General features: G+C 73.1%; 18 protein-coding genes. 10 read left to right on the top strand and 8 right to left on the bottom strand.

Annotated elements, in window-relative coordinates; translation table 11 throughout:
* Positions 1-35 precede the first annotated feature (35 nt).
* Positions 36-1397: a ferredoxin reductase family protein gene (locus MOV08_RS03995; protein WP_275306277.1), complete on the bottom strand. Its 1362-nt coding sequence runs from the start codon at positions 1395-1397 to the stop codon at positions 36-38.
* 144 nt (positions 1398-1541) lie between these two features.
* Here MOV08_RS03995 and MOV08_RS03990 point away from each other — a divergent pair, with 144 nt between their 5' ends.
* Together MOV08_RS03990 and MOV08_RS03985 are read left to right on the top strand one after the other, a co-directional pair.
* Positions 1542-2279 carry a response regulator transcription factor gene (locus MOV08_RS03990; RefSeq protein ID WP_275306276.1) on the top strand — a complete coding sequence of 246 codons (738 nt, stop codon included), beginning with the start codon at positions 1542-1544 and terminating at the stop codon, positions 2277-2279.
* Positions 2276-3763, top strand: coding sequence for a sensor histidine kinase (locus tag MOV08_RS03985; protein ID WP_275306275.1), 1488 nt, complete (start codon positions 2276-2278; stop codon positions 3761-3763). Before MOV08_RS03990 ends, MOV08_RS03985 begins: the two co-directional genes overlap by 4 nt.
* A gap of 104 nt (positions 3764-3867) precedes the next feature.
* Here the strand turns inward: MOV08_RS03985 and MOV08_RS03980 are convergent, their stop codons facing one another.
* The gene (locus tag MOV08_RS03980) at positions 3868-4290 is read right to left on the bottom strand and encodes a RidA family protein (protein ID WP_275306274.1); all 423 of its coding nucleotides are present in this window, start codon (positions 4288-4290) and stop codon (positions 3868-3870) included.
* Positions 4291-4426: 136 nt separating this feature from the next.
* Here MOV08_RS03980 and MOV08_RS03975 point away from each other — a divergent pair, with 136 nt between their 5' ends.
* The 8 genes from MOV08_RS03975 to MOV08_RS03940 all read left to right on the top strand — a co-directional run bounded on the left by MOV08_RS03975 (position 4427) and on the right by MOV08_RS03940 (position 10609).
* Entirely contained in the window at positions 4427-5311 is an 885-nt protein-coding gene (locus MOV08_RS03975; RefSeq protein WP_275306272.1) for a universal stress protein, read from the top strand.
* 157 nt (positions 5312-5468) lie between these two features.
* Entirely contained in the window at positions 5469-6128 is a 660-nt protein-coding gene (locus MOV08_RS03970) for a CBS domain-containing protein (RefSeq protein WP_052286473.1), read from the top strand.
* A 146-nt stretch (positions 6129-6274) separates the two neighbouring features.
* Positions 6275-7765: an AAA family ATPase gene (locus tag MOV08_RS03965; protein ID WP_275306271.1), complete on the top strand. Its 1491-nt coding sequence runs from the start codon at positions 6275-6277 to the stop codon at positions 7763-7765.
* Between the two features lie 122 nt (positions 7766-7887).
* Positions 7888-8358 carry an Hsp20/alpha crystallin family protein gene (locus MOV08_RS03960; RefSeq protein ID WP_039629515.1) on the top strand — a complete coding sequence of 157 codons (471 nt, stop codon included), beginning with the start codon at positions 7888-7890 and terminating at the stop codon, positions 8356-8358.
* 140 nt (positions 8359-8498) lie between these two features.
* Positions 8499-8726 (top strand): DUF1918 domain-containing protein, encoded by a 228-nt coding sequence (locus tag MOV08_RS03955; RefSeq protein WP_039629514.1) that lies wholly within the window; start codon positions 8499-8501, stop codon positions 8724-8726.
* A 5-nt stretch (positions 8727-8731) separates the two neighbouring features.
* Complete coding sequence (locus MOV08_RS03950) at positions 8732-9004, top strand: hypothetical protein (protein ID WP_159030758.1); 273 nt, start codon at positions 8732-8734, stop codon at positions 9002-9004.
* 114 nt (positions 9005-9118) lie between these two features.
* Complete coding sequence (locus MOV08_RS03945; RefSeq protein WP_039629512.1) at positions 9119-9601, top strand: Hsp20/alpha crystallin family protein; 483 nt, start codon at positions 9119-9121, stop codon at positions 9599-9601.
* Positions 9602-9793: 192 nt separating this feature from the next.
* Positions 9794-10609 carry an ArsR/SmtB family transcription factor gene (locus MOV08_RS03940; protein ID WP_275306270.1) on the top strand — a complete coding sequence of 272 codons (816 nt, stop codon included), beginning with the start codon at positions 9794-9796 and terminating at the stop codon, positions 10607-10609.
* Here MOV08_RS03940 and thiI read toward each other — a convergent pair.
* The 6 genes from thiI to MOV08_RS03910 all read right to left on the bottom strand — a co-directional run bounded on the left by thiI (position 10539) and on the right by MOV08_RS03910 (position 18373).
* Positions 10539-11927, bottom strand: coding sequence for a tRNA uracil 4-sulfurtransferase ThiI (thiI, locus tag MOV08_RS03935; protein ID WP_275306268.1), 1389 nt, complete (start codon positions 11925-11927; stop codon positions 10539-10541). The two genes, MOV08_RS03940 and thiI, sit on opposite strands and share 71 nt — an antisense overlap.
* 162 nt (positions 11928-12089) lie before the next feature.
* Positions 12090-12989, bottom strand: coding sequence for a glycosyltransferase family 2 protein (locus tag MOV08_RS03930; protein ID WP_052286472.1), 900 nt, complete (start codon positions 12987-12989; stop codon positions 12090-12092).
* 480 nt (positions 12990-13469) lie between these two features.
* Positions 13470-15089, bottom strand: a complete 1620-nt coding sequence (locus MOV08_RS03925) for an ABC-F family ATP-binding cassette domain-containing protein (RefSeq protein WP_039629510.1) — start codon at positions 15087-15089, stop codon at positions 13470-13472.
* 213 nt (positions 15090-15302) lie between these two features.
* Positions 15303-16061, bottom strand: coding sequence for a class I SAM-dependent DNA methyltransferase (locus tag MOV08_RS03920; protein WP_275306266.1), 759 nt, complete (start codon positions 16059-16061; stop codon positions 15303-15305).
* Positions 16062-16309: 248 nt separating this feature from the next.
* Complete coding sequence (locus MOV08_RS03915) at positions 16310-17323, bottom strand: DUF1259 domain-containing protein (protein WP_275306265.1); 1014 nt, start codon at positions 17321-17323, stop codon at positions 16310-16312.
* 621 nt (positions 17324-17944) lie between these two features.
* On the bottom strand, positions 17945-18373 hold the full coding sequence (locus MOV08_RS03910; RefSeq protein WP_039629507.1) for a MarR family winged helix-turn-helix transcriptional regulator: 429 nt from the start codon (positions 18371-18373) through the stop codon (positions 17945-17947).
* Positions 18374-18422: the final 49 nt, after the last annotated feature.

Genomic DNA, 18422 nt, shown 5'->3' with positions numbered 1-18422 from the left:
TAGGGGTTGCGGATCGGCACGGGAGGCGGGGGGCGTCAGAAGTCGAAGGACTCGTGGTGGATGCGGTGCCGCGGTACGCCGGCGGCGCGCAGGGCACGGCGCGCGGCTTCGGTCATGCCAGGCGGTCCGCAGACGTAGACGTCGTGCGCGGCCAGGTCGGGGACCAGCCGGCCAAGGGCGCGGGCGGTCAGCGGGCAGGGGGTTCCGGCCGGCTCGCTGACGGCGTAGTGCACCACCGCGCGGCGGGCGGCGGCGATCGCGTCGAGTTCGCCGCGCAGCGCGAGGTCCTCGGGGCTACGGGCCCGGTAGAGCAGGGTGACCTCGCCGGGGAGGGTTTCGAAGAGCGCGCGCAGCGGGGTGATGCCGACGCCGCCCGCCAGCAGCAGCACCTTCGGGGCGCTGCGCCGTGCCGCGGTGAACGCCCCGTAGGGACCCTCGGCCCAGACCCGGGTACCAGGCCGGAGCCGGGCCAGCGCCGCACTGTGGCCGCCGGCCGCCTTCACCGTGATGCGCAGTCGGTGGGGGAGCGGGGGCGCGGACAGCGAGTAGGGGGTGGCGGTCCACCACAGCCCGGGTGCCAGGAAGCGCCAACGGAAGAACTGCCCTGACTCGGCGCGCAGTTCGGTCAGCCGCCGGCCGGTGAGGTGGACGGACAGCACACCCGGCGCCTCCGGGTGGACCTCGACGACCCGCAGGCGGTGGCGCAGGGCCCGGCGGAGGGGGAGCAGGAAGCGGTACCAGGCGACCAGTGCCCCGGCGCCGACGTACAGGGCGTACCACGCCAGCTGGACGGTGCGGTTGCCCACGAAGTCCGCGCCGTTGGAGAGCTGGTGGCCGAAGGCGAGGAACAGCGCCACGTAGGTCAGGAAGTGGAGGTAGTGCCAGGTCTCGTAGCTCAGCCGGCGGCGGGCGGCCCGTGCGGAGACGACGCCGGTGCCGACCAGCAGCAGGAAGCCGGCGGTGGCCATCAGCATGTCCGGGTAGTGGAGGACGAGGGCGGTGGTCTCCTGGACCACGCCGCTGTGCACGGTGAGCGAGGACCCCCAGACGATCAGCAGGGCGTGGGCGAGGGCCAGGCCGACGGTGTACCGCCCGCCCATCGCGTGCCAGCGTGCCAGCCGGTCGGTGCCGACGGTGTGGTCCAGCAGCGGGACCCGGGCCATCAGCGCGACCAGCACCGCGCAGGCGTACCCGGCCAGCAGCCCGGTGATCCGGCCCGCCCCGGTCAGCCACCCCGCCGTACCGGTCACCGACGCGGTGTCGGCCCACCACAGGCCCAGCACACCGGCCGCGCCCGCCCAGATCAGGAGCTGGGCCAGCGCGGGGACCAAGGCAGCCGGTCCGCGCGCGAACCTGCTGGTCGGGGTGGTGTCGCGGGGTGGGGTGAGGACACTCATGGGGCTCCGTTCCGGTGGGGGCGCCAGCGTCGCAGCGGAACTTCTGAAGAAGCTCTGAGCAGCGCCCCGGCCACCGGATTCAGAGGAAACTCAGAGCCGGCCGCGGACCGGGAGCGCGGCGGGGCGGGGGATGCTGGAACCACCATGACGAACCACCGCACCACCCCCGCCCGCCTGAACAGCGACGACGGCTCACCGGTCCGGGTCCTGGTGATCGACGACGAGCCGGACCTCACCGAGGTGCTGTGCGGCGCGCTGGCGGGCGAGGGCTGGCAGGTCCGTGCCGCGCCCGACGGCGCCACCGCGCTCACCGTGGCCCGGTCCTTCCGCCCGCACGCCGTCGTCCTCGACTGGATGCTGCCCGACACCGACGGCATCGAGGTGCTGCGGCTGCTGCGCCGGGAGCTGGAGACGGTCTGTGTGCTCTTCCTCACCGCCCGGGACTCCGTCGAGGACCGGATCGCCGGGATCACCGCGGGCGGGGACGACTACGTCACCAAACCCTTCAGCCTGGAAGAGGTCCTCGCGCGGGTGCGCGGGCTGCTGCGCCGGGCCGGCATGGCCAGGGAGCCGGTCGGCGACCGGCTGGCCGTCGGGGACCTCGTCATGGACGAGGAGGCCCGGGAGGTGTTCCGCGGCGGCGATCTCGTCGAGCTGTCCCGCACCGAGTTCGAGCTGCTCCGGTTCCTGATGCGCAATCCGCGACGGGTGCTGTCCAAGGCGCAGATCCTCGACCGGGTCTGGTCCTACGACTTCGGCGGTCGGGCGCACGTCGTCGAGCTCTACATCAGCTACCTGCGCAAGAAGGTCGACGCCGGCCGGACGCCCATGATCCACACGGTGCGCGGGGTCGGCTATGTGCTCAAGCCGGACGCCTCGTGAGGCCGCCGCTCCCGCGCAGCCTGCGGGGCCAGCTCACCGCCGGGCTGGTCGCGCTCCTGGCGCTGGCCTGTCTGGCGGTCGGCGTCACCACCGTCTTCGCCCTCGAAGGGTTCCTGGTGGGGCGGCTGGACCAGCAGCTGTCCGCCTCGGCCGGTCGGTTCGCCGCCAGCCTGGAGCACGAGGCGCGGCCCGACGCCGACAACCGGCCCGACACCCGCGGGCAGGCCGACGGCACCTTCGGCGCACGGCTGCTGCACGGCACACCGACGCAGGCCGCCGTCGTACGGCAGGCCACCGACGCCGCCGTCCCGCTCGACGCCGGTGACCTCCGGTCGCTGGCCGGACTGCCGACCGACGGCACCGGGCACGGCGTCCGGCTGTCCGCGCTGGGCGCGTACCGGGTCAACGCGGTGCGCGGGGACGACGGCGACGTGCTGGTGACCGGGCTGCCGCTGCATCCGGTCGAGGAGACCGTGCACCGGCTGGAAGCGGTGGAAGCGGGCGTCTTCGGCGCGGTGCTGCTGGTCACGGGCGTCGTCGGAGCGCTGTGGGTGCGGCTGTCCCTGCGACCGCTGCGGCGGGTGACCGCCACCGCCGCCGGGGTGGCCGAACTCCCGCTGGCCAGCGGTGAGGTGGCCATGCCGGCGCCGGTGCCGGTGGCCGATCCGCGGACCGAGGTCGGCCAGGTGGGCACCGCCTTGAACCGGATGCTCGGCCACGTCGGCAACGCCCTGGAGCGCCGCCAGGCCGGCGAGGAGCGGCTGCGCCAGTTCGCCGCCGACGCCAGTCACGAGCTGCGCACCCCGGTGGCCAACGTCCGCGGCCACGCGGAGCTCGCGCTCCGCCACCGGGGGCCGGTGCCGGGCGAGGTCCGGCACTCCCTGGAGCGCATCAACGCCGAATCGGAACGCCTGAGCCGCCTGGTCGACGACCTGCTGCTGCTCGCCCGGATCGACGCGGGCCGGGCGCTGGAGCGGACGCCGGTCGACCTGACCCGCCTGGTCCTGGACGCGACGGACGACGCACGGGCGGCCGGCCCGGACCATCGCTGGCTGCTGGACCTCCCCGAGACGGCGGTCACGGTGACCGGCGACGAGCACCGGCTGCACCAGGTCATCGGGAACCTCCTGGCCAATGCCCGGACCCACACCCCCGCCGGGACCACCGTCACGGTGCGGCTGCGGACGGCCGCCCGGACCGTGCGGCTGACGGTCGCCGACGACGGCCCGGGGATCCCGGAGGAGCTGCGGCCGGAGGTCTTCGGTCGGTTCGTCCGTGCCGACCACGGCCGTTCCCGTGCCGCCGGCGGTACCGGTCTGGGCCTGGCGATCGTGCACGCCGTGGTCACCGCACACGGGGGCACGGCCGGCCTGACCAGCCGCCCGGGGCACACGGCGGTCACGGTCGGTCTGCCGATGCGCCGTCCCGCCGGCGGGACGCAGGAGGCGCCGACCGACGACCGGACGAGTCGTTCCGATCCGTGACCGGTCGCGCGGGTCGGCCACTTCGGTGCTTAGGGCGTTTCTGACGGATCTCCGCGGCGTCGCGGCGTTCCGTCAGAAGCGCCCTAGCGGCCAGGAGCATCCGGTCAGTCGAGGACCGCGGTGGCTTCGATCTCGACCAGATGGTCGGGGACGTCCAGTGCCGCGACGCCCAGCAGCGTGGCCGGCGGAACCGGGGTGACCCCCAGTTTTGCGGCCGCCCGGGAGATCCCCTCCAGGAGCCGGGGCATCTTGTCGGGCGTCCAGTCGACGACGTAGAAGGTCAGTTTCGCCACGTCGTCGAAGGAGCCGCCGGCCGCGGCCAGGGCGGTGCCGATGTTGAGGTAGCACTGCTCGACCTGCGCGGCGAGGTCGCCCTCGCCGACCGTGGCCCCCTCGGCATCCCAGGCGACCTGCCCGGCGATGAAGACCAGCCGCGACCCGGACGCGATCGACACCTGCCGGTAGACATCGATGTGGGGCAACTCGCCGGGGTTCGCCAGGCCTCGTTCGGGCGGTTCGTCGGTCATGGCCGGGCCCGCGGCGGCCCGGGCCGTTCGGCCCCGGCGCGGTGCCCATCGGCCCACTGGCCGTGCGCGGCCGGGACGCGCAGGCTCGATAGCGCGGGGCGAGCGCTCCGCCCATCGCACCGTGTGAGGAACAGCCATGGAGCCGGAGATCATCACCGTCGGGCTCGACGGCTCGGCGGAGGCACTGGCGGCGGCTCGCTGGGCCGCCGACGAGGCGCACCGGCGCGGCGCCGTGCTGCGGCTGCTGCACGCCTGGATCCTGCTGGCCGCCCAGGCCCCGGACACCGCCCCCGAGCGAGACCAGAACGTCTACGCCCGCCAGGTCGTCCGCGACGCCACGGCCGCGGTGCGGGCCCGCCATCCGGATCTGCCGATCATCGAGGACCTGGTGGGCGACGAGCCGGAGCCGGTGCTGCTGCGGGCCGCGGCCGAGTCCCGGCTGCTGGTCCTGGGGTCGCGGGCCCTCTCGACGTGGCGGAGCTTCGTCCTCGGCGACGTCAGTCTGAGCGTGGTGGCCCGGGCCGAGGGCCCGGTCGTCCTGGTGCGGGCCGACGACGGGGAGCCGCAGGACCGTGCCCGGCCGCCGGAGGCCGCCGGGCCGCGGGTCGTGGCCGGGCTCGGCCTCGGCGGGCCCGCCGAGCGGCTGCTGGCCTTCGCCTTCGACGCGGCGGCCAGCCGCGGGGCGCTGCTCCAGGTGGTGCACGGCCGCCCGTTCCCGGTGACGGTCTACAGCCCGTGGGGCGTGGACCCGGACGCGGCGCACGAGGCGACCGCGGAGGCGGAGCGCGAGTTGGCCGAGGCGCTGGACCCGTGGTGCGCACGGTTCCCCGACGTACCGGTGCAGCGGACCGTGCTGCCCGACAGTCCGGCGCGGGCCGTCGTCGAGGCCGCACCGGGCGCCGGACTCCTGGTCGTCGGCCGCCGGCACCACCACCGGATGCCGGCACCCCGCATCGGCCCGGTGGTGCACGCCGCCGTCCACCACGTGACCTGCCCCGTCGCCGTCGTTCCGCAGGACTAGGTCGTGTCCGGTGGGCCATGCCCGGTGCCGCGCGTTGCGGTCCGCCGTGGGCCCCGTACGCCGTTCGGGAGCGCGACGCGGGATCATGAGGGCAGGACTCCTGCCGAAACCGGCCGGAGCCGACAGAACGAGGCACATCCGGAGGTAGTGGCCCACCATGAGGCACCGCAGAGTGGCCGACCTGATGACCCCCAACGCCGTCACCGTCCAGCGGGGCACCCTGTTCCGGGAGATCGCGCGGTTGCTCGACGAGTACGACATCACCGCCGTGCCGGTCGTCGACGACGACGGTCGGCCGGTGGGGGTGGTGTCCGAAGCCGATCTGCTGCGCCGGCAGCTCTCCAAGGCCGGGGCGGCCAACGCCGAGGCGATCATGACCAGTCCGGCCGTGGTGGCGCGGCCGGACTGGAGCGTGGTCGAGGCGGCCCGCACGATGGAACAGCGCAAGGTCAAGCGGCTGCCCGTGATCGACGACGGTGGCCGGCTGATCGGGGTGATCAGCCGCAGCGACCTCGTCCAGCTGTTCCTGCGGCGCGACCGGGCGATCCAGGAGGAGATCCTGGAAGAGGTGCTGACCCGCACCCTCGGCGTCGCACCGTCCGCGGTGACCGTCGCCGTCGCCGACGGCACCGTGACGCTCACCGGCACGCTGGACCGCAAGAGCCTGGTCCCGATAGCGGTCCGGCTCTGCGAGAGCGTGGACGGGGTGGTGGAGGTGATCGACCGGCTCACCTTCGAGCGGGACGACGCGGCCCGGGACGGCAGCGTGCCGGACGGCGCCGCCCGCCCCGGCCGGCCCGCGCCCGAACCAGGGTGACGGGCGCGGCGGTCCGGTGCCCCGGACGGCCCACCGGACCGGGCGCCCTCCGGATGCCGGAGGTGTACTTGACACACAGCGACTCGTACGGAAAGTGAGGTCGGCCGCCGGTCGCCGCCGGCGGCCGTGAACGAGGGGAGCGGCCCGTGTCGCCATCGGATGCCACTGCCCTTCCGGCCCGGCCCGACCGGATCTTCGACCGCGCCGACGAGTGGACGGACCTCGTGGCGTTCGCCCAGGACCCCCGTCCCGGCCCCACCCTCGCGCTGGTCTCCGGGCAGCGCCGCCAGGGCAAGACGTTCCTCCTGGAAGCGGTGAGCCGGGCCACCGGCGGCTTCTACTTCGACGGGCAGGCGGCGGCCGAGGCGGAGTCCCTGCGGCGCTTCGCCGAACGGCTCGCCGCCCACACCGGCGCGGAGTCGGTGCCGCACTGGCACGGCTGGGACGAGGCCGCACAAGCGCTGCTCGTGCTGGGCGACGAGCGACCGGCACCGGTGATCATCGACGACTTCCCCGAGCTCGTCGGCCACAGCCCCGCGCTCCCCTCGGTCCTGCACGCCGCCTTCGCCCGGGTGCACCAGGAGCGCCCGCACAACCGCACCCGGCTGATCCTCAGCGGCGCCAGCCCCGCCGTCATCCGCCGGCTCTTCGCCGGCCCGTCGTCGCTGCACGGCCTGGCCTCCCTGGAACTCGCGATGCGGCCGTTCGGCTTCCGCAAGGCCGCCCGTTTCTGGGGCATCCGGGCGCCCCGGCTCGCGGTGCAGGTGCACGCCGTCGTCGGCGGCACCCCCGCCTACCGCGGCGACCTGGTCTGCGACGACGTGCCGGCCGGGCCGGACGACTTCGACGCCTGGGTGTGCCGGACCGTCCTCAATCCGCGGGTGCCGCTGTTCTGGGAGGCCCGCCACCTGCTGGAGCAGGAGGGCGACTACGCAGACCGCGCCTTGTGCCACTCCGTGCTGGTCGCGATCGCCGGTGGTCGTTCCACCCCCGGTGGGATCGCCGACCGCCTGGGAGCCTCGCTGCACGACGTCTCGCACGTCCTGGCCGTGATGCACAAACACGGGCTGCTGCACGGCGAACCCGATGCGTTCCGACCGGGGCTGACCCGCTACCGCATCGCCGAGCCGCTGCTGGCCTTCGAGCACGCCATCGCCTGGCCGCACCGGGCCGCACTGGAGCAGGAGGAGGCGCCCGCCGTCTGGCGCCGGATCCGCCCGGTCTTCGACGCCACGGTCGCCGCACCGCACTTCGCCCAGCTGTGTCGGGACTGGGCCACCCAGTACGCCGCCTGGGAAACCTTCGGGGGTGAGCCGACCACGGCGGTCCGCGGCACCGTCCCCGACCCGGAGGAGGACACCCGGCTCGACGCCGAGGTGGTGGTGCGCGGCATGGCCGACGGGCGTCCGGGGATGCTGCTGTCGGTCGGGCTGGCCCGTTGGAACGAGATCATGGACGCCCCGCACCTGGCCCGGCTGCGCCGGATCCTCGCCCTGCTCACCGCGTCCGGCGAGGACATCGGCCAGGTCGTGCCGGCCTGCTACAGCGGCGTCGGCTTCGGTCCGGAGCTGCGCGCCGCGGAGGCCAAGGGCGAGGTCCTGCTGATCGGCACCGACCGGCTCTACCACGGCGATTGACCACCGTTCTCTGACGTCCTGTCAGTGGGTCGGGGGCCGTCCGACTCGCGCCGCCGCGCCCGGGGTGGCCAGCATGGAGGGAGCAGAACCGTTCTGCTGCCCGTACGGGGAGGTGACCCGCGATGAATCTGCCCATCCGCCACCGGTCCGGCGGCCTGCGGGAGCGCGGGCGGGGCTGGCCCCAGCCGATGGCCGAGTTCCAGGAGCTGTTCGACCGGATGAACCACTTCCTGGAGTCCGCCTCGTTCACCCCGTCCCTGACCGAGCCGACGGCCTTCGCCCCGCCCGCCGACCTGCACGAGACCGACGAGGCGTACCTGGTCGAGTGCGAACTGCCCGGAATCAAACGCGAGGACATCGACGTCGAGGTCGGCGAGCACGAGGTGAGCATCTCCGGGGAGCTCACGGCGTGCGAGCGGGAAGGCGCGGTGCGCCGCCGCGGCCGTCCCACCGGGACGTTCGAGTACCGGGCGCTGCTGCCGGTGGACGTGAAGTCCGACGAGGTGACCGCTTCGCTCTCGGACGGTGTCCTCACGGTGACGATCCCGAAGGCCCAGCCCGCCACGCCGCGCCACATCGAGATCCAGGGCTGAACCGCCAGGGCGCCGCCGGGCCTTGCCGCCGCCCCCCGTGCGGTCCCCGGCCGCGTACGCACACTGGAAGCAGGCGCGACGCGCGCCCCGGCAGGGCGAGCGCGCAGAGTCACGGCAGTGCAGGGAAAGGGTGAGCGGCGATGCAGGCGCACAAGGGAGACGTACTGCGCTTCACCGGGCGCGCGGTGGGCAGCCCGGAGCACCGGGCCACGGTGGTCGAGGTGCTCGGGGCCAACGGTGAACCCCCGTACCGGGTGCGGTACGAGGACGGCCACGAGACGGAGATCTACCCCGGCCCGGGCTGCGTCACCGAGACCCCCGCCGGCGCGGCCCCGGCGCGGACCGACGCGCCCCGGCACGCGGTGTAGTCCCCATGGGACGCAAAGCGGCGGCGCGCCGACACCACGCGATGCCCGCCAAGAACGGACAGCCCGACCGCATCGGCAAGCCGGGTCGCGTCGACCAGCCGGGCCGCACCGGGAAACCGGGCGGGCCCGGGAAGCCCGGCCGCACCGGGAGGCCGCAGGGCCCCGCCGTCGATCCCCCGCGGGCCGACGAGACCCCCGGCGGCCGGCTGCCGCCGCACCAGGAGCCGAAGCAGAAGCGACCGGTCCGGACGATCCGGGTGCCCGGCCTCTTCGGCTGACCCCGTGGCCCGGCCGCCGAGGTCGCCGGGCCCGACCGGGACGCGCAGCATGGAACCAGGCACACATCAGCCGAACACAGGGCGAACACCCGTCGTTTCGCGGAGGTGACCGCGATGAACATGCCCGTGCGACACCGAACCGGCGGCTTTCTGGAGCAGATTCTGCCGCCGTTGAACTGGAGCGAGCCGATCGCCTCGGAATTCGACGACCTCTACGAGCGGATGGGCCGCCTGCTGGAGTCCGCCGGCGGCGTCTCCGCACTCGCCGGACGGACCCAGTGGGCGCCGTTGGCGGACCTGCACGAGACCGACAACGCCTATGTCGTCGAGGCCGAACTGCCCGGTGTGCAACGCGACGCCATCGACGTCGAGATCGGCAACCGGGAACTGCACATCACCGGTGAGTACAAGGAGTGCGGCAACGAGGGCGTGCTGCGCCGCACCACCCGCCGCACCGGCCGCTTCGCGTACCGGTCGGCACTGCCCGTTGACATCAAGTCCGACGAGGTCACGGCGAACCTGACGGACGGGGTGCTGACGGTGACGATCCCCAAGGCGGAGGCCGCGACACCACGGCACATCGAGATCACGGACTGACCCGCACCGGCGCCCGGCCCCCTCAACTCGACTGAGATGCCTGCTCTCGCTCCTCGACGGTTGCCACGAGGGTGATCGCGACCAGACCGGTGCGCTGCGGCCCTGCCCGCGATTGACATGCAGCCGAATGGCTGCCTATTGTTTTTAGGCAGCCATTCGGCTGCATATGAGGGGTGGGACAGGAGAGCGGGCATGGACGAGGTCTTCAAGGCGCTGGCCGACGCGGGGCGCCGCCGGCTGCTGGACAGCCTCAACGCCCGCAACGGCCAGACCCTGCGGGAACTGTGCGCGGAGCTCGACATGACACGGCAGTCGGTCAGCAAACACCTGGCCGTCCTGGAGGCGGCCAACCTGATCACCACGCTCCGCCGGGGGCGGGAGAAGCTGCACTACCTCAACGCCGAGCCGATCAACGCCCTCGCCGACCGCTGGATCAGCCACTACGACCGCGACCGGGCACGCGCCCTCGCCGACCTCAAGCACGCACTGGAGACACCACCCATGGACAGCAACGCGTTCGTCTACACCACCTACATCCGGACCACGCCGGAGCGCCTCTGGCAGGCCCTCACCGACCCGTCGTTCACCAGCCGTTACTGGGGAGTGGAGTTCGCGACGGACTGGCGGAGCGGATCGACCATGGCCTGGACCGAGCGCGGGGCCACCACCGCCCACCCCGAGCAGGTCGTCCTGGAGTCCACCCCGCACCGCCGGCTGTCGTACACCTGGCACACCTTCACCCCCGAGTGGGCCGAGAGCGCCGGCATCGCCGACGACGTCGCGGCCAGGCTCGCGGCCGAGCCGCGCTCGAAGGTGACGTTCGAGATCGAGCCGCTCGGCGAGATGGTCAAGCTCACCGTCGTGCACGACGGCTTCGCGCCCGACTCCACCGCTCGCGGCATGGTCCAGCACGGCTGGCCCGCCCTGCTGTCCAACCTCAAGACCCTGCTGGAGACGGGTGAACTGCTCCCCGAGCCCGAGCCCGTGTCCGAGACGCGGCAGGCGTGACCCCAGGCCCCCGGCCGCCGACCCCGCCCCCGACCCCGACCCCGTCCGCCGAGCTTCCCGCTCCCTCCGTGCCCTCCGCACATTCCGCGCCCTCCGCACCCACCCCTCCGGGCCGCAGGACCTGGGCGCCGGCCAGCAGTTCCGCGATCACCTCGTCGAGGTCCAGACGCCGCTCCACCGCCTGCAGTTGGGGCAGGGCGGCCCGGGTACTGACCCGGGGCGGGGCGAGCAGCCGGCAGCAGTCCTCGTCCGGCAGGACCGAGATGTCCGCCGTGCCGATGGCCCGCGCCTCGTCGATGATCTCCTGTTTCTCCCAGCCGATCAGCGGCCGGAGGAGGGGAAGGGCGGCGGCCTCGTCGACGGCGGCGAGGTTCGCCAGCGTCTGACTGGCCACCTGCCCCAGGCTGTCCCCGGTCACCAGCGCCTGCGCCCGGATCCGGCCGGCCAGCACCGAAGCGGTCCGGACCATCAGCCGCCGCTGGGCGACCACCTGCAGCCGCCCCGCGCCGGCCACCGCCAGCTGCCGCTGCGCCCGCCCCAGGGCGACGACGTACAGCCGGCCCGGCGGCTGATGGCGGTTGAGCTCCCGGGCGAGCGCGTACGCCTTGTACGTCGAGGACGCGTCGGTGTACGGGGCGCCCGTGAAGTGGACGAAGTCGCAGGCCAGGCCGCGGCGCATGGCGCGGTAGGCGGCCACCGGCGAGTCGTAGCCGCCGGACAGCAGCACCAGGGCCCGGCCGCTCGCCCCGACTGGCAGCCCGCCCTGCCCCGGATAGCGGACCCAGGACAGATACGTCTCCCTGTGGTCGATCTCGACCGCCAGCCGGACGCCGGGGTGGGACAGGTCCACCGGCAGACCGTCCAGTGCCTCCTGGATCCGCGCCCCGACATGGGCCTCCAGCTGCGACGACGTCATCGGGAACGCCTTGTCCCGACGCTTGGCCCGGACGGCGAAACTCGCCACCGGCCGCTCCGCGCGCACCGCGCGCAGCGTCCACACCGCCGCGACGCTGATCGCGTCGATGGTGCTGGGCACCCGGATCGCGGGCTCGACGGAGTTGAACCCGATCACCCGGCGCGCCCGTTCGACCAGGGCCTCCTGCGGCACCTGCCCGCCCAGCACGGTGACGTTCTGCGCGATCTTGATCCAGGTCGAACCGCCGACGCCGCGCAGCGCCAGCCTGAGGTTGTCGTGCAGCCGCTCGGTGAACAGCCGGCGGTTGCGCCCCTTGAGGAAGATCTCCCCGTGCTTGAGCAGGACACAGCGGCGGTACGGGCCGGGCGTCCCGGTGGCGGGGACGGGTGCTGCGCCGGACACGACTCTCCTTCGCGCGTCGTCGTGCGGCCGGAGGGCGCGGGCCACCGGCTTCCCCCTCCGGTGCCCGGCCGGCGGACGGGGCGGACCTGCCGCAACTCCAGAGTAGACACGCGGGCCGGCTCTGCCCCACGGGTCGCGCCCCGGCCTCCCGGCCGCGCCCGCTCAGGCCGCCGGAGCGGGCCGGTGACGACCGGCGAGCACCCGGGCGGCGAGTTCGAACCGGAGCGCGCACTCGTGCCGCCCCGGACCCGGGCCGGCGGCGATGGCCGGCTCGAACGCCCGCTGCAACACGACCACCAGGTCGTCGTGCTTGCCGGCGAAATAGGCGAGGTTGCGCCGCCACTCGCGGTGCCGCGCGGTGGCGACCGGCTCCCCGTACAGGTGGTAGACCGCCGCCTCGGGGGCGTACCGCAGCCGCAGTCCGCGCCGGGTGAGCCGGTAGCCCAGCTCGGCGTCCTCCAACCCCCAGCCGACGAACGCCTCGTCGAACCCGCCGGCGGCCACCAGGTGGCGCCGCCGGACCGAGGCGTTGCACGCCCACAGGTAGTGCCAGGCGGTCTCCAGGTCGGCGAGCTCGCAGCCGAACGCCTCCAGCACCGGCTCCCGTTCGTCGCCCCGCACCACCGGCGGCAGCGTCTCGAAGCTGAACTCGTAGCGCAGCCGCTCCCGATCCACCGGCCCGTCCCCCAACTGGAACCTGCGGCCTACGACCACCGCCGCGTCGTCCCCGGCGTGGGCCCGGGCGTGCTCGGCGAGGAAGGTCGGCGCCACCACCTGGTCCGCGTCGAGCAGCACGACGAGATCGCCGGTCGTCTGCGCCAGCCCGAGGTTGCGGGCCCGGGCGCGGCTGGAGGTGGGGGAGCGCGGTATGTACACATAGCGGAGGTCCAGGCCGGACGGGAGCGCGGCGACCATCCGGTCCGTGCCGTCGGCCGAGCCGTCGTCGACCACGATCACCTCGGCCGAGAGCTCCGCGTCGAGCGACTGACGGGCCAGGGACAGCAGGCACAGCTCCAGCGCGTCCCGGGCTCGGTAGGCGGGGATGACGACACTGATCCTCATGCTCCGACGGGCCTCATTCCTCGACGGGCGGCAGCCTGGTGCAGGACCTGCGTGACCCATGCTCCCCCGGGGCCGGGGCGATGCCCACGGCGTTCGACGAACCCGGGGATGCGCTGGTCCCTGCCGGGGTGCGCGGCGTGCTGCGGGTGACGGGGGATGACGCGGGAAGTGAACCACCGCGTCAAGGTGAGGGTCAACGGCACTCCTGCGTACCGGAATTGACCATCTTGACAGGTATCGATTCCGTGCAGTAGCGCGCTCGCGCAGCGCCCCACCCGCACCACTGATGACATTGGGACGCGTGCGCGGTCCTGAGGCGGGGCCCCGCGGTGACGGCCGCCCCCGGCGCGCGCCGGGCCGGCCCGTGCCCCACCCGCCCCGGCCCCCGGCAGCCCGAACGGCGCAGCGGAAACCGGTCCGAACACGGCCGAGAAGGCCGCCCCACGGGTGGGCGGCCTTCGACTGCCGTGCCGCCCGGGGTTATCGGCGGCGCTCCACCCGCCGCTCGTCCCACACCGGTTCGGGGGTCTCCCGGACCCGGCCGTCCTGCCCGAACACCAGGTACCGGTCGAACGACCGCGCGAACCAGCGGTCGTGCGTGACCACCAGCGCCGTCCCCTCGTACGCCTCCAGGCCCTTCTGCAGCGCCTCCGCCGACTCCAGGTCGAGGTTGTCCGTGGGCTCGTCCAACAGCAGCGCGGTCGCCCCGCCGATCTCCAGCAGCAGGATCTGGAACCGGGCCTGCTGCCCACCGGACAGCTTCTCGAAGGGCTTGTCCCCGTGCTGGTCGAGCTCGTAGCGGCGCAGCGCGCTCATCGCCGGCCCCCGGCTCTTGGCATGCTCGGTCCAGAGGATGTCGACGAGCGTGCGCCGCATCAACTCCGGCCGTGCGTGCGTCTGCGCGAAGTGCCCCGGCACCACCCGGGCGCCCAGCTTCCACTGCCCGGTGTGCGCGACCTCCTCACCCGCCAGCAGCCGCAGGAAGTGCGACTTGCCCGACCCGTTGGAACCGAGCACGGCGACCCGCTCGCCGTAGAAGACCTCCAGGTCGAACGGCTTCATCAGCCCGGTCAGCTCCAGTCGCTGGAGGGTCACCGCCCGGACGCCGGTGCGGCCGCCCTTCAGCCGCATGGTGATCTTCTGCGGACGCGGCGGCTCCGGCGGCGGCCCGATCTCCTCGAACTTCTGCAACCGCGTCTGCGCCGCGTGGTACCGCGACGCCATCTCGTCGCTGCGCGAGGCGTACTGCCGCATGTCGGCCACCAACCGCTTCAGCTGGGCGTGCTTCTCGTCCCACCGCCGCCGCAGTTCCTCGAACCGTGCGAACCGCTCCGTCCGCGCCTGGTGATACGTCGCGAAGCCGTCGCCGTGCACCCACACGTCGCTGCCCGCCGGGCCGGGCTCCACGCTCACGATCCGCTGCGCCGCCCGGGCCAGCAACTCCCGGTCGTGCGAGACGAACAACACCGTCTTGCGGGTCTCCCGCAACTGCTCCTCGAGCCACTGCTTCCCGGGCACGTCCAGGTAGTTGTCCGGCTCGTCGAGCAACAGCACCCCGTCCGGCCCCCGGAGCAGCGCCTCCAGCACCAACCGCTTCTGCTCGCCGCCGGAGAGCGTCCGCACCGCCCGCCACTGTGCCTTCTCGTACGGGATCCCCAGCGCGGACATCGTGCACATGTCCCACACCGTCTCGGCCTCGTACCCGCGCGCCTCCGCCCAGTCGCTCAGTGCCTGGGCGTACTGCATCTGCGCCGCCTCGTCGTCCCGCTCCATGATGGCCGTCTCGGCCTCGTCGACGGCGTGCGCCGCGTGCCGGATCCGGTCCGGCGCCACCCCCACGAGCAGGTCGCGCACCGTCCGGTCGTCCCGAACGGATCCGACGAACTGGGGCATCACCCCCAGCCCCCCGCTCACCGTCACCGACCCGCCGTGCGGTTTCAACTCCCCTGAGATCAGCCGCAACAGCGTGGTCTTGCCCGCGCCGTTGGCGCCGACCAGCGCGGCGACGGCCCCCTCTCCCACTCGGAAGGAGGCGTCGTCGAGCAACACCCGCCCGTCCGGCAGGTAGTACTCCACGTGCGCGACTTCTACATGCCCCATGATCGGCCCAAACTGCGAAAGCTTAAGAAACGTGCAAAACCAGAACCAGAGAAAGCGTGCCGCACCCCACCGGACGCCTCGCCACGACCGGCATCCCGCCGGCGTGATCACGGCCCGCTTTGTCACTGTATCGGAACGCGAAACCGCGCACCGTCCGCCGAACTCCCGCCGCACACCGCGCTCTTGCCCCGCGCGCCGTCCGGCAGGCCGTCGTCATCCCCCTTCCCCGCCCTCGTTCACCGGCTTCTCCCACACCGACACATGCCGATGACTCTCGTTCGTGAACGGTTCGCCCGTCCACCCCTCCCACCGCTCACGCAACCGCAACCCGGCCAGCTGCGCCATCAGATCGAGCTCCGCCGGCCAGACATACCGGAACGGGATCGACTGGTAGTTGCCGCGCCCTTCGGCCACGTCGACGTAGTTCGAACTCATCGCCTGGGTGGCCACGTCGTAGACGTCGAACGCCCACCGCGTCGGGCTGACGTGGAACGGCACGACGCGCTGGCCCGGTGGCAGCTTCCGCAGCTCGGGGATCCCGACCTCGATGACGAAACAGCCGCCCGGTTCGAGGTGCGCCGCGACGTTGCGGAAGCAGTCGACCTGTGCCTGTTGGGTCGTCAGATTCATGATGGTGTTGAAGACCAGGTAGGCGACGGAGAACGTCCCGTCGACCCGCGTGGTCGCGAAGTCGCCGATCGTCACGCCGACGTCGTCGCCACCCGGCTTGTCCCGCAGCCGGGCGACCATCGCCCGTGACATGTCGATGCCGTGGACGGGCACACCGCGGCGCGCCAGCGGCAGTGCGATCCGCCCCGTCCCGACGCCCAGCTCCAGAGCCCGACCCCGCCCGGCGAGCCGGGCCAGGAAATCGACGGTCGGATCCACGACGCCCGGCGCGAACATCCCGGCCGAGGCATCGTCATAGGTCGCCGCGACACTCTTCCCGAAGTAGCCGTCCTCGTCGTCCATGCTCGGACCGTACTGTCCACAGCGCCCGCTCCGCCCGCTATTTTCGCCGGGCCCCCGGCGCCCACCACACGTCCCTCGGGCGGACCGCCGTCGCGGCGTCCAGCTGAGCGCGGACATCGTCGTCCAGGAGCGGCACGGTCACCGGCGCGTTCCCCCGTCGGGGAGAACAGTGGGGATGCCCCACTGTGCCGGCCGGTGCCGTGCGGGCTTCCGTGCGTGGCCCTCCTTCCGTCGGCCGGGGCCGTGGTTCAGCTGCCGGCCGGCACGACGTCGGTGGCGTCCACCGCGTGGCGCAGGGCGCGGGCCAGTCGCACGGCGTCGCCGACCGCCCACACATGGACGAAGAACAGCCGGGGTTCGTCCGTCAGCCCGTGGTTGTGGAGTTCGACGAGCTTGGCGTCGGCCTTCCGCAGCGCCCGCAGGACGCGCGGCACCTCCTTGGCGATCATGCAGCAGTCCGCGCTGATCGCCGCCCGGCCGTGGCCGAGCGGTTGGAAGTTGAACGCGCTGGTCGAGCCCAGGCCCGGCGGCAGCACCAACTTGCCGTCGCTGATCTTCTCCTTACGGACGAAGATGCACTTGTAGATCCCGTCGTCGACGGAACCCTTGGCGCCCATCGCGTCATCGATCCCGTCGGTGTCCAGATCGACCTTCTCGTCCGGGTCGGACGCCTTGTCGGGCGGGGTGCCGGTGCCGTCGAACGCCTCGCGGAGACCGCGGGCCATGGCCACCGGTTCGTCGCCGTGCCCGTGCACATGGACCCACCAGACGTCGGGCCGCTGGGAGAGCAGGTGCTTGTGCAGCGCGGTCAGGTGGAGGCGGTGCTCCTGCAGGGTGTCGACGAAGTCCTGCAGCTCGTGTTCGGTCACGACGATGTCGCCCATCACCAGGGTGCTGTCGTCGGCGTAGCGGACGAACGAGACGTGCGAGCCCAGGGCCAGGGGCGCCTTGACGCGAACGTGATGGGAGTCCACGCGGAGGTCCCGGCGGGGCAGGCCGGTGTGGTACATCACCTTGCGTTTCATGTCGCCGGTCCGGCCCAGCGCCTTGGCCACTTTCTTCCAGTCGGCGAGGGTGGTGTGGACCGGTTCGATCAGCTTCCGTCCGCCCGACGTGATCGGTTCGTGCGGCAGGGGGGCGGGACGGGCGCGAGCCGAGGCGGGCGCCGCGGCCAGCAGCGGGGCGAGGGCCGCCGCGGTCAGTACCCGCCGACGGGGGGAGCCCGTGTGCGGGTCGGTGGTCTGCTGTCTGTCTCCAGCCATTACGTGAGCACCTCCACGATGACCTTCATGAGGAGATGGCAGCATGGCGGATCTGAAGCCCCGTCACATCGTTCTTGGCGGCCAGGTGGTCTCAGTGTCATCGTGATGGGTGAGCGGGTGGGGCCGGATGGCCATGGGCGGGGGTGCCGGCAACCGCCGTTCGCGGTGGCCGGCTCGGGGCGCCGCCGCCCTCCGGACGACACGGTGCCCCGTCCCTGCCGGGGCAGGAACGGGGCATCGCGTCCTTCAGCTCGTGGTCCGGCGCGTGTGTATGGCATCCGTCCAAGCGGCGAGCAGTCGCTCGTACTCGGCTTGCTCTTCGGGCCATAGTGGCCGACCGACACGGGCGGCCATGAACGTGCGTATCCGTTCGTTGGCCTCGGCGGTGGCGTCTGGGACGCATGTGGGCGCCATGGGGAAGATGATATTCGCCTGGCTGGTCTGGGGCTATTACCGCGTTTGGGTGATGCTGGCAAGCTCTGCCCTTGATGTCACGCACATATGCCCGCGTCGTGTTCGCTCGCGCCGCCGACCGGCTTCGCCGACCTGACCGGGGGCCGGCGGCCGACTCCCGGGAGGGCCGGGCCGGGCTCGGTACGTCCTTCACGACCCGCTGACGCATCAGTCGCCGGACTCGGCGAGCCGGCGCAGCAGCGGTTCGACCTCGGTCAGCCGGCGGATCTCGTCCGGCTGCAGCGCGGTGAGGCGGCGGGTGAGCACCCGTGCCTCACCGCGGGCGATGTCCGCCAGCGCCGCGGAGCCGCGTTCGGTGAGCAGGACCCGACTGGCGCGCCGGTCCTTCGGGTCGGCCTCGCGGCGTACCAGGCCCGACGACTCCAGGCCGAGGACCGCCGCGGTGGCGGTCGGTTGGGAGCAGGGCACCCACTGCGCGATCTCCCCGATCCGGGACGGCCCGCGCTGGGTCAGCAGCGCCAGCACGGCGACATGGGTCAGTTGGATGCTGCCTGCCGTGGCGGACCTGCGCAGGCTCCGGGTCAGCCGGTGCAGCGAGATCACCAGTTGCAGCGCCGCGTCGTCACCGATTGTCATCGCTCACCCATCGCCTCGTACCGGACCCGGTCAGTGGCGTGCCCCGCAG

This window comes from Streptomyces yunnanensis (genome assembly GCF_029011865.1).
In the GTDB taxonomy this organism is placed as follows: domain Bacteria; phylum Actinomycetota; class Actinomycetes; order Streptomycetales; family Streptomycetaceae; genus Streptomyces; species Streptomyces yunnanensis.
The sequence above is the reverse complement of the archived record's forward strand: the minus strand, read 5'-3'. Positions and strand labels throughout refer to the sequence as shown.

Excerpts from the sequence above, each read along its gene's own strand:
- MOV08_RS03925 (WP_039629510.1), bottom strand. The coding sequence starts at position 15,089 with ATGGGGCATGTAGAAGTCGCGCACGTGGAGTACTACCTGCCGGACGGG.
- MOV08_RS03940 (WP_275306270.1), top strand. The coding sequence starts at position 9,794 with ATGGACGAGGTCTTCAAGGCGCTGGCCGACGCGGGGCGCCGCCGGCTG.
- MOV08_RS03955 (WP_039629514.1), top strand. The coding sequence starts at position 8,499 with ATGCAGGCGCACAAGGGAGACGTACTGCGCTTCACCGGGCGCGCGGTG.
- MOV08_RS03960 (WP_039629515.1), top strand. The coding sequence starts at position 7,888 with ATGAATCTGCCCATCCGCCACCGGTCCGGCGGCCTGCGGGAGCGCGGG.
- MOV08_RS03920 (WP_275306266.1), bottom strand. The coding sequence starts at position 16,061 with ATGGACGACGAGGACGGCTACTTCGGGAAGAGTGTCGCGGCGACCTAT.
- MOV08_RS03910 (WP_039629507.1), bottom strand. The coding sequence starts at position 18,373 with ATGACAATCGGTGACGACGCGGCGCTGCAACTGGTGATCTCGCTGCAC.
- MOV08_RS03970 (WP_052286473.1), top strand. The coding sequence starts at position 5,469 with ATGAGGCACCGCAGAGTGGCCGACCTGATGACCCCCAACGCCGTCACC.
- MOV08_RS03915 (WP_275306265.1), bottom strand. The coding sequence starts at position 17,323 with ATGGCTGGAGACAGACAGCAGACCACCGACCCGCACACGGGCTCCCCC.
- MOV08_RS03980 (WP_275306274.1), bottom strand. The coding sequence starts at position 4,290 with ATGACCGACGAACCGCCCGAACGAGGCCTGGCGAACCCCGGCGAGTTG.
- MOV08_RS03990 (WP_275306276.1), top strand. The coding sequence starts at position 1,542 with ATGACGAACCACCGCACCACCCCCGCCCGCCTGAACAGCGACGACGGC.
- MOV08_RS03950 (WP_159030758.1), top strand. The coding sequence starts at position 8,732 with ATGGGACGCAAAGCGGCGGCGCGCCGACACCACGCGATGCCCGCCAAG.
- MOV08_RS03945 (WP_039629512.1), top strand. The coding sequence starts at position 9,119 with ATGAACATGCCCGTGCGACACCGAACCGGCGGCTTTCTGGAGCAGATT.
- MOV08_RS03995 (WP_275306277.1), bottom strand. The coding sequence starts at position 1,397 with ATGAGTGTCCTCACCCCACCCCGCGACACCACCCCGACCAGCAGGTTC.
- MOV08_RS03930 (WP_052286472.1), bottom strand. The coding sequence starts at position 12,989 with ATGAGGATCAGTGTCGTCATCCCCGCCTACCGAGCCCGGGACGCGCTG.
- MOV08_RS03975 (WP_275306272.1), top strand. The coding sequence starts at position 4,427 with ATGGAGCCGGAGATCATCACCGTCGGGCTCGACGGCTCGGCGGAGGCA.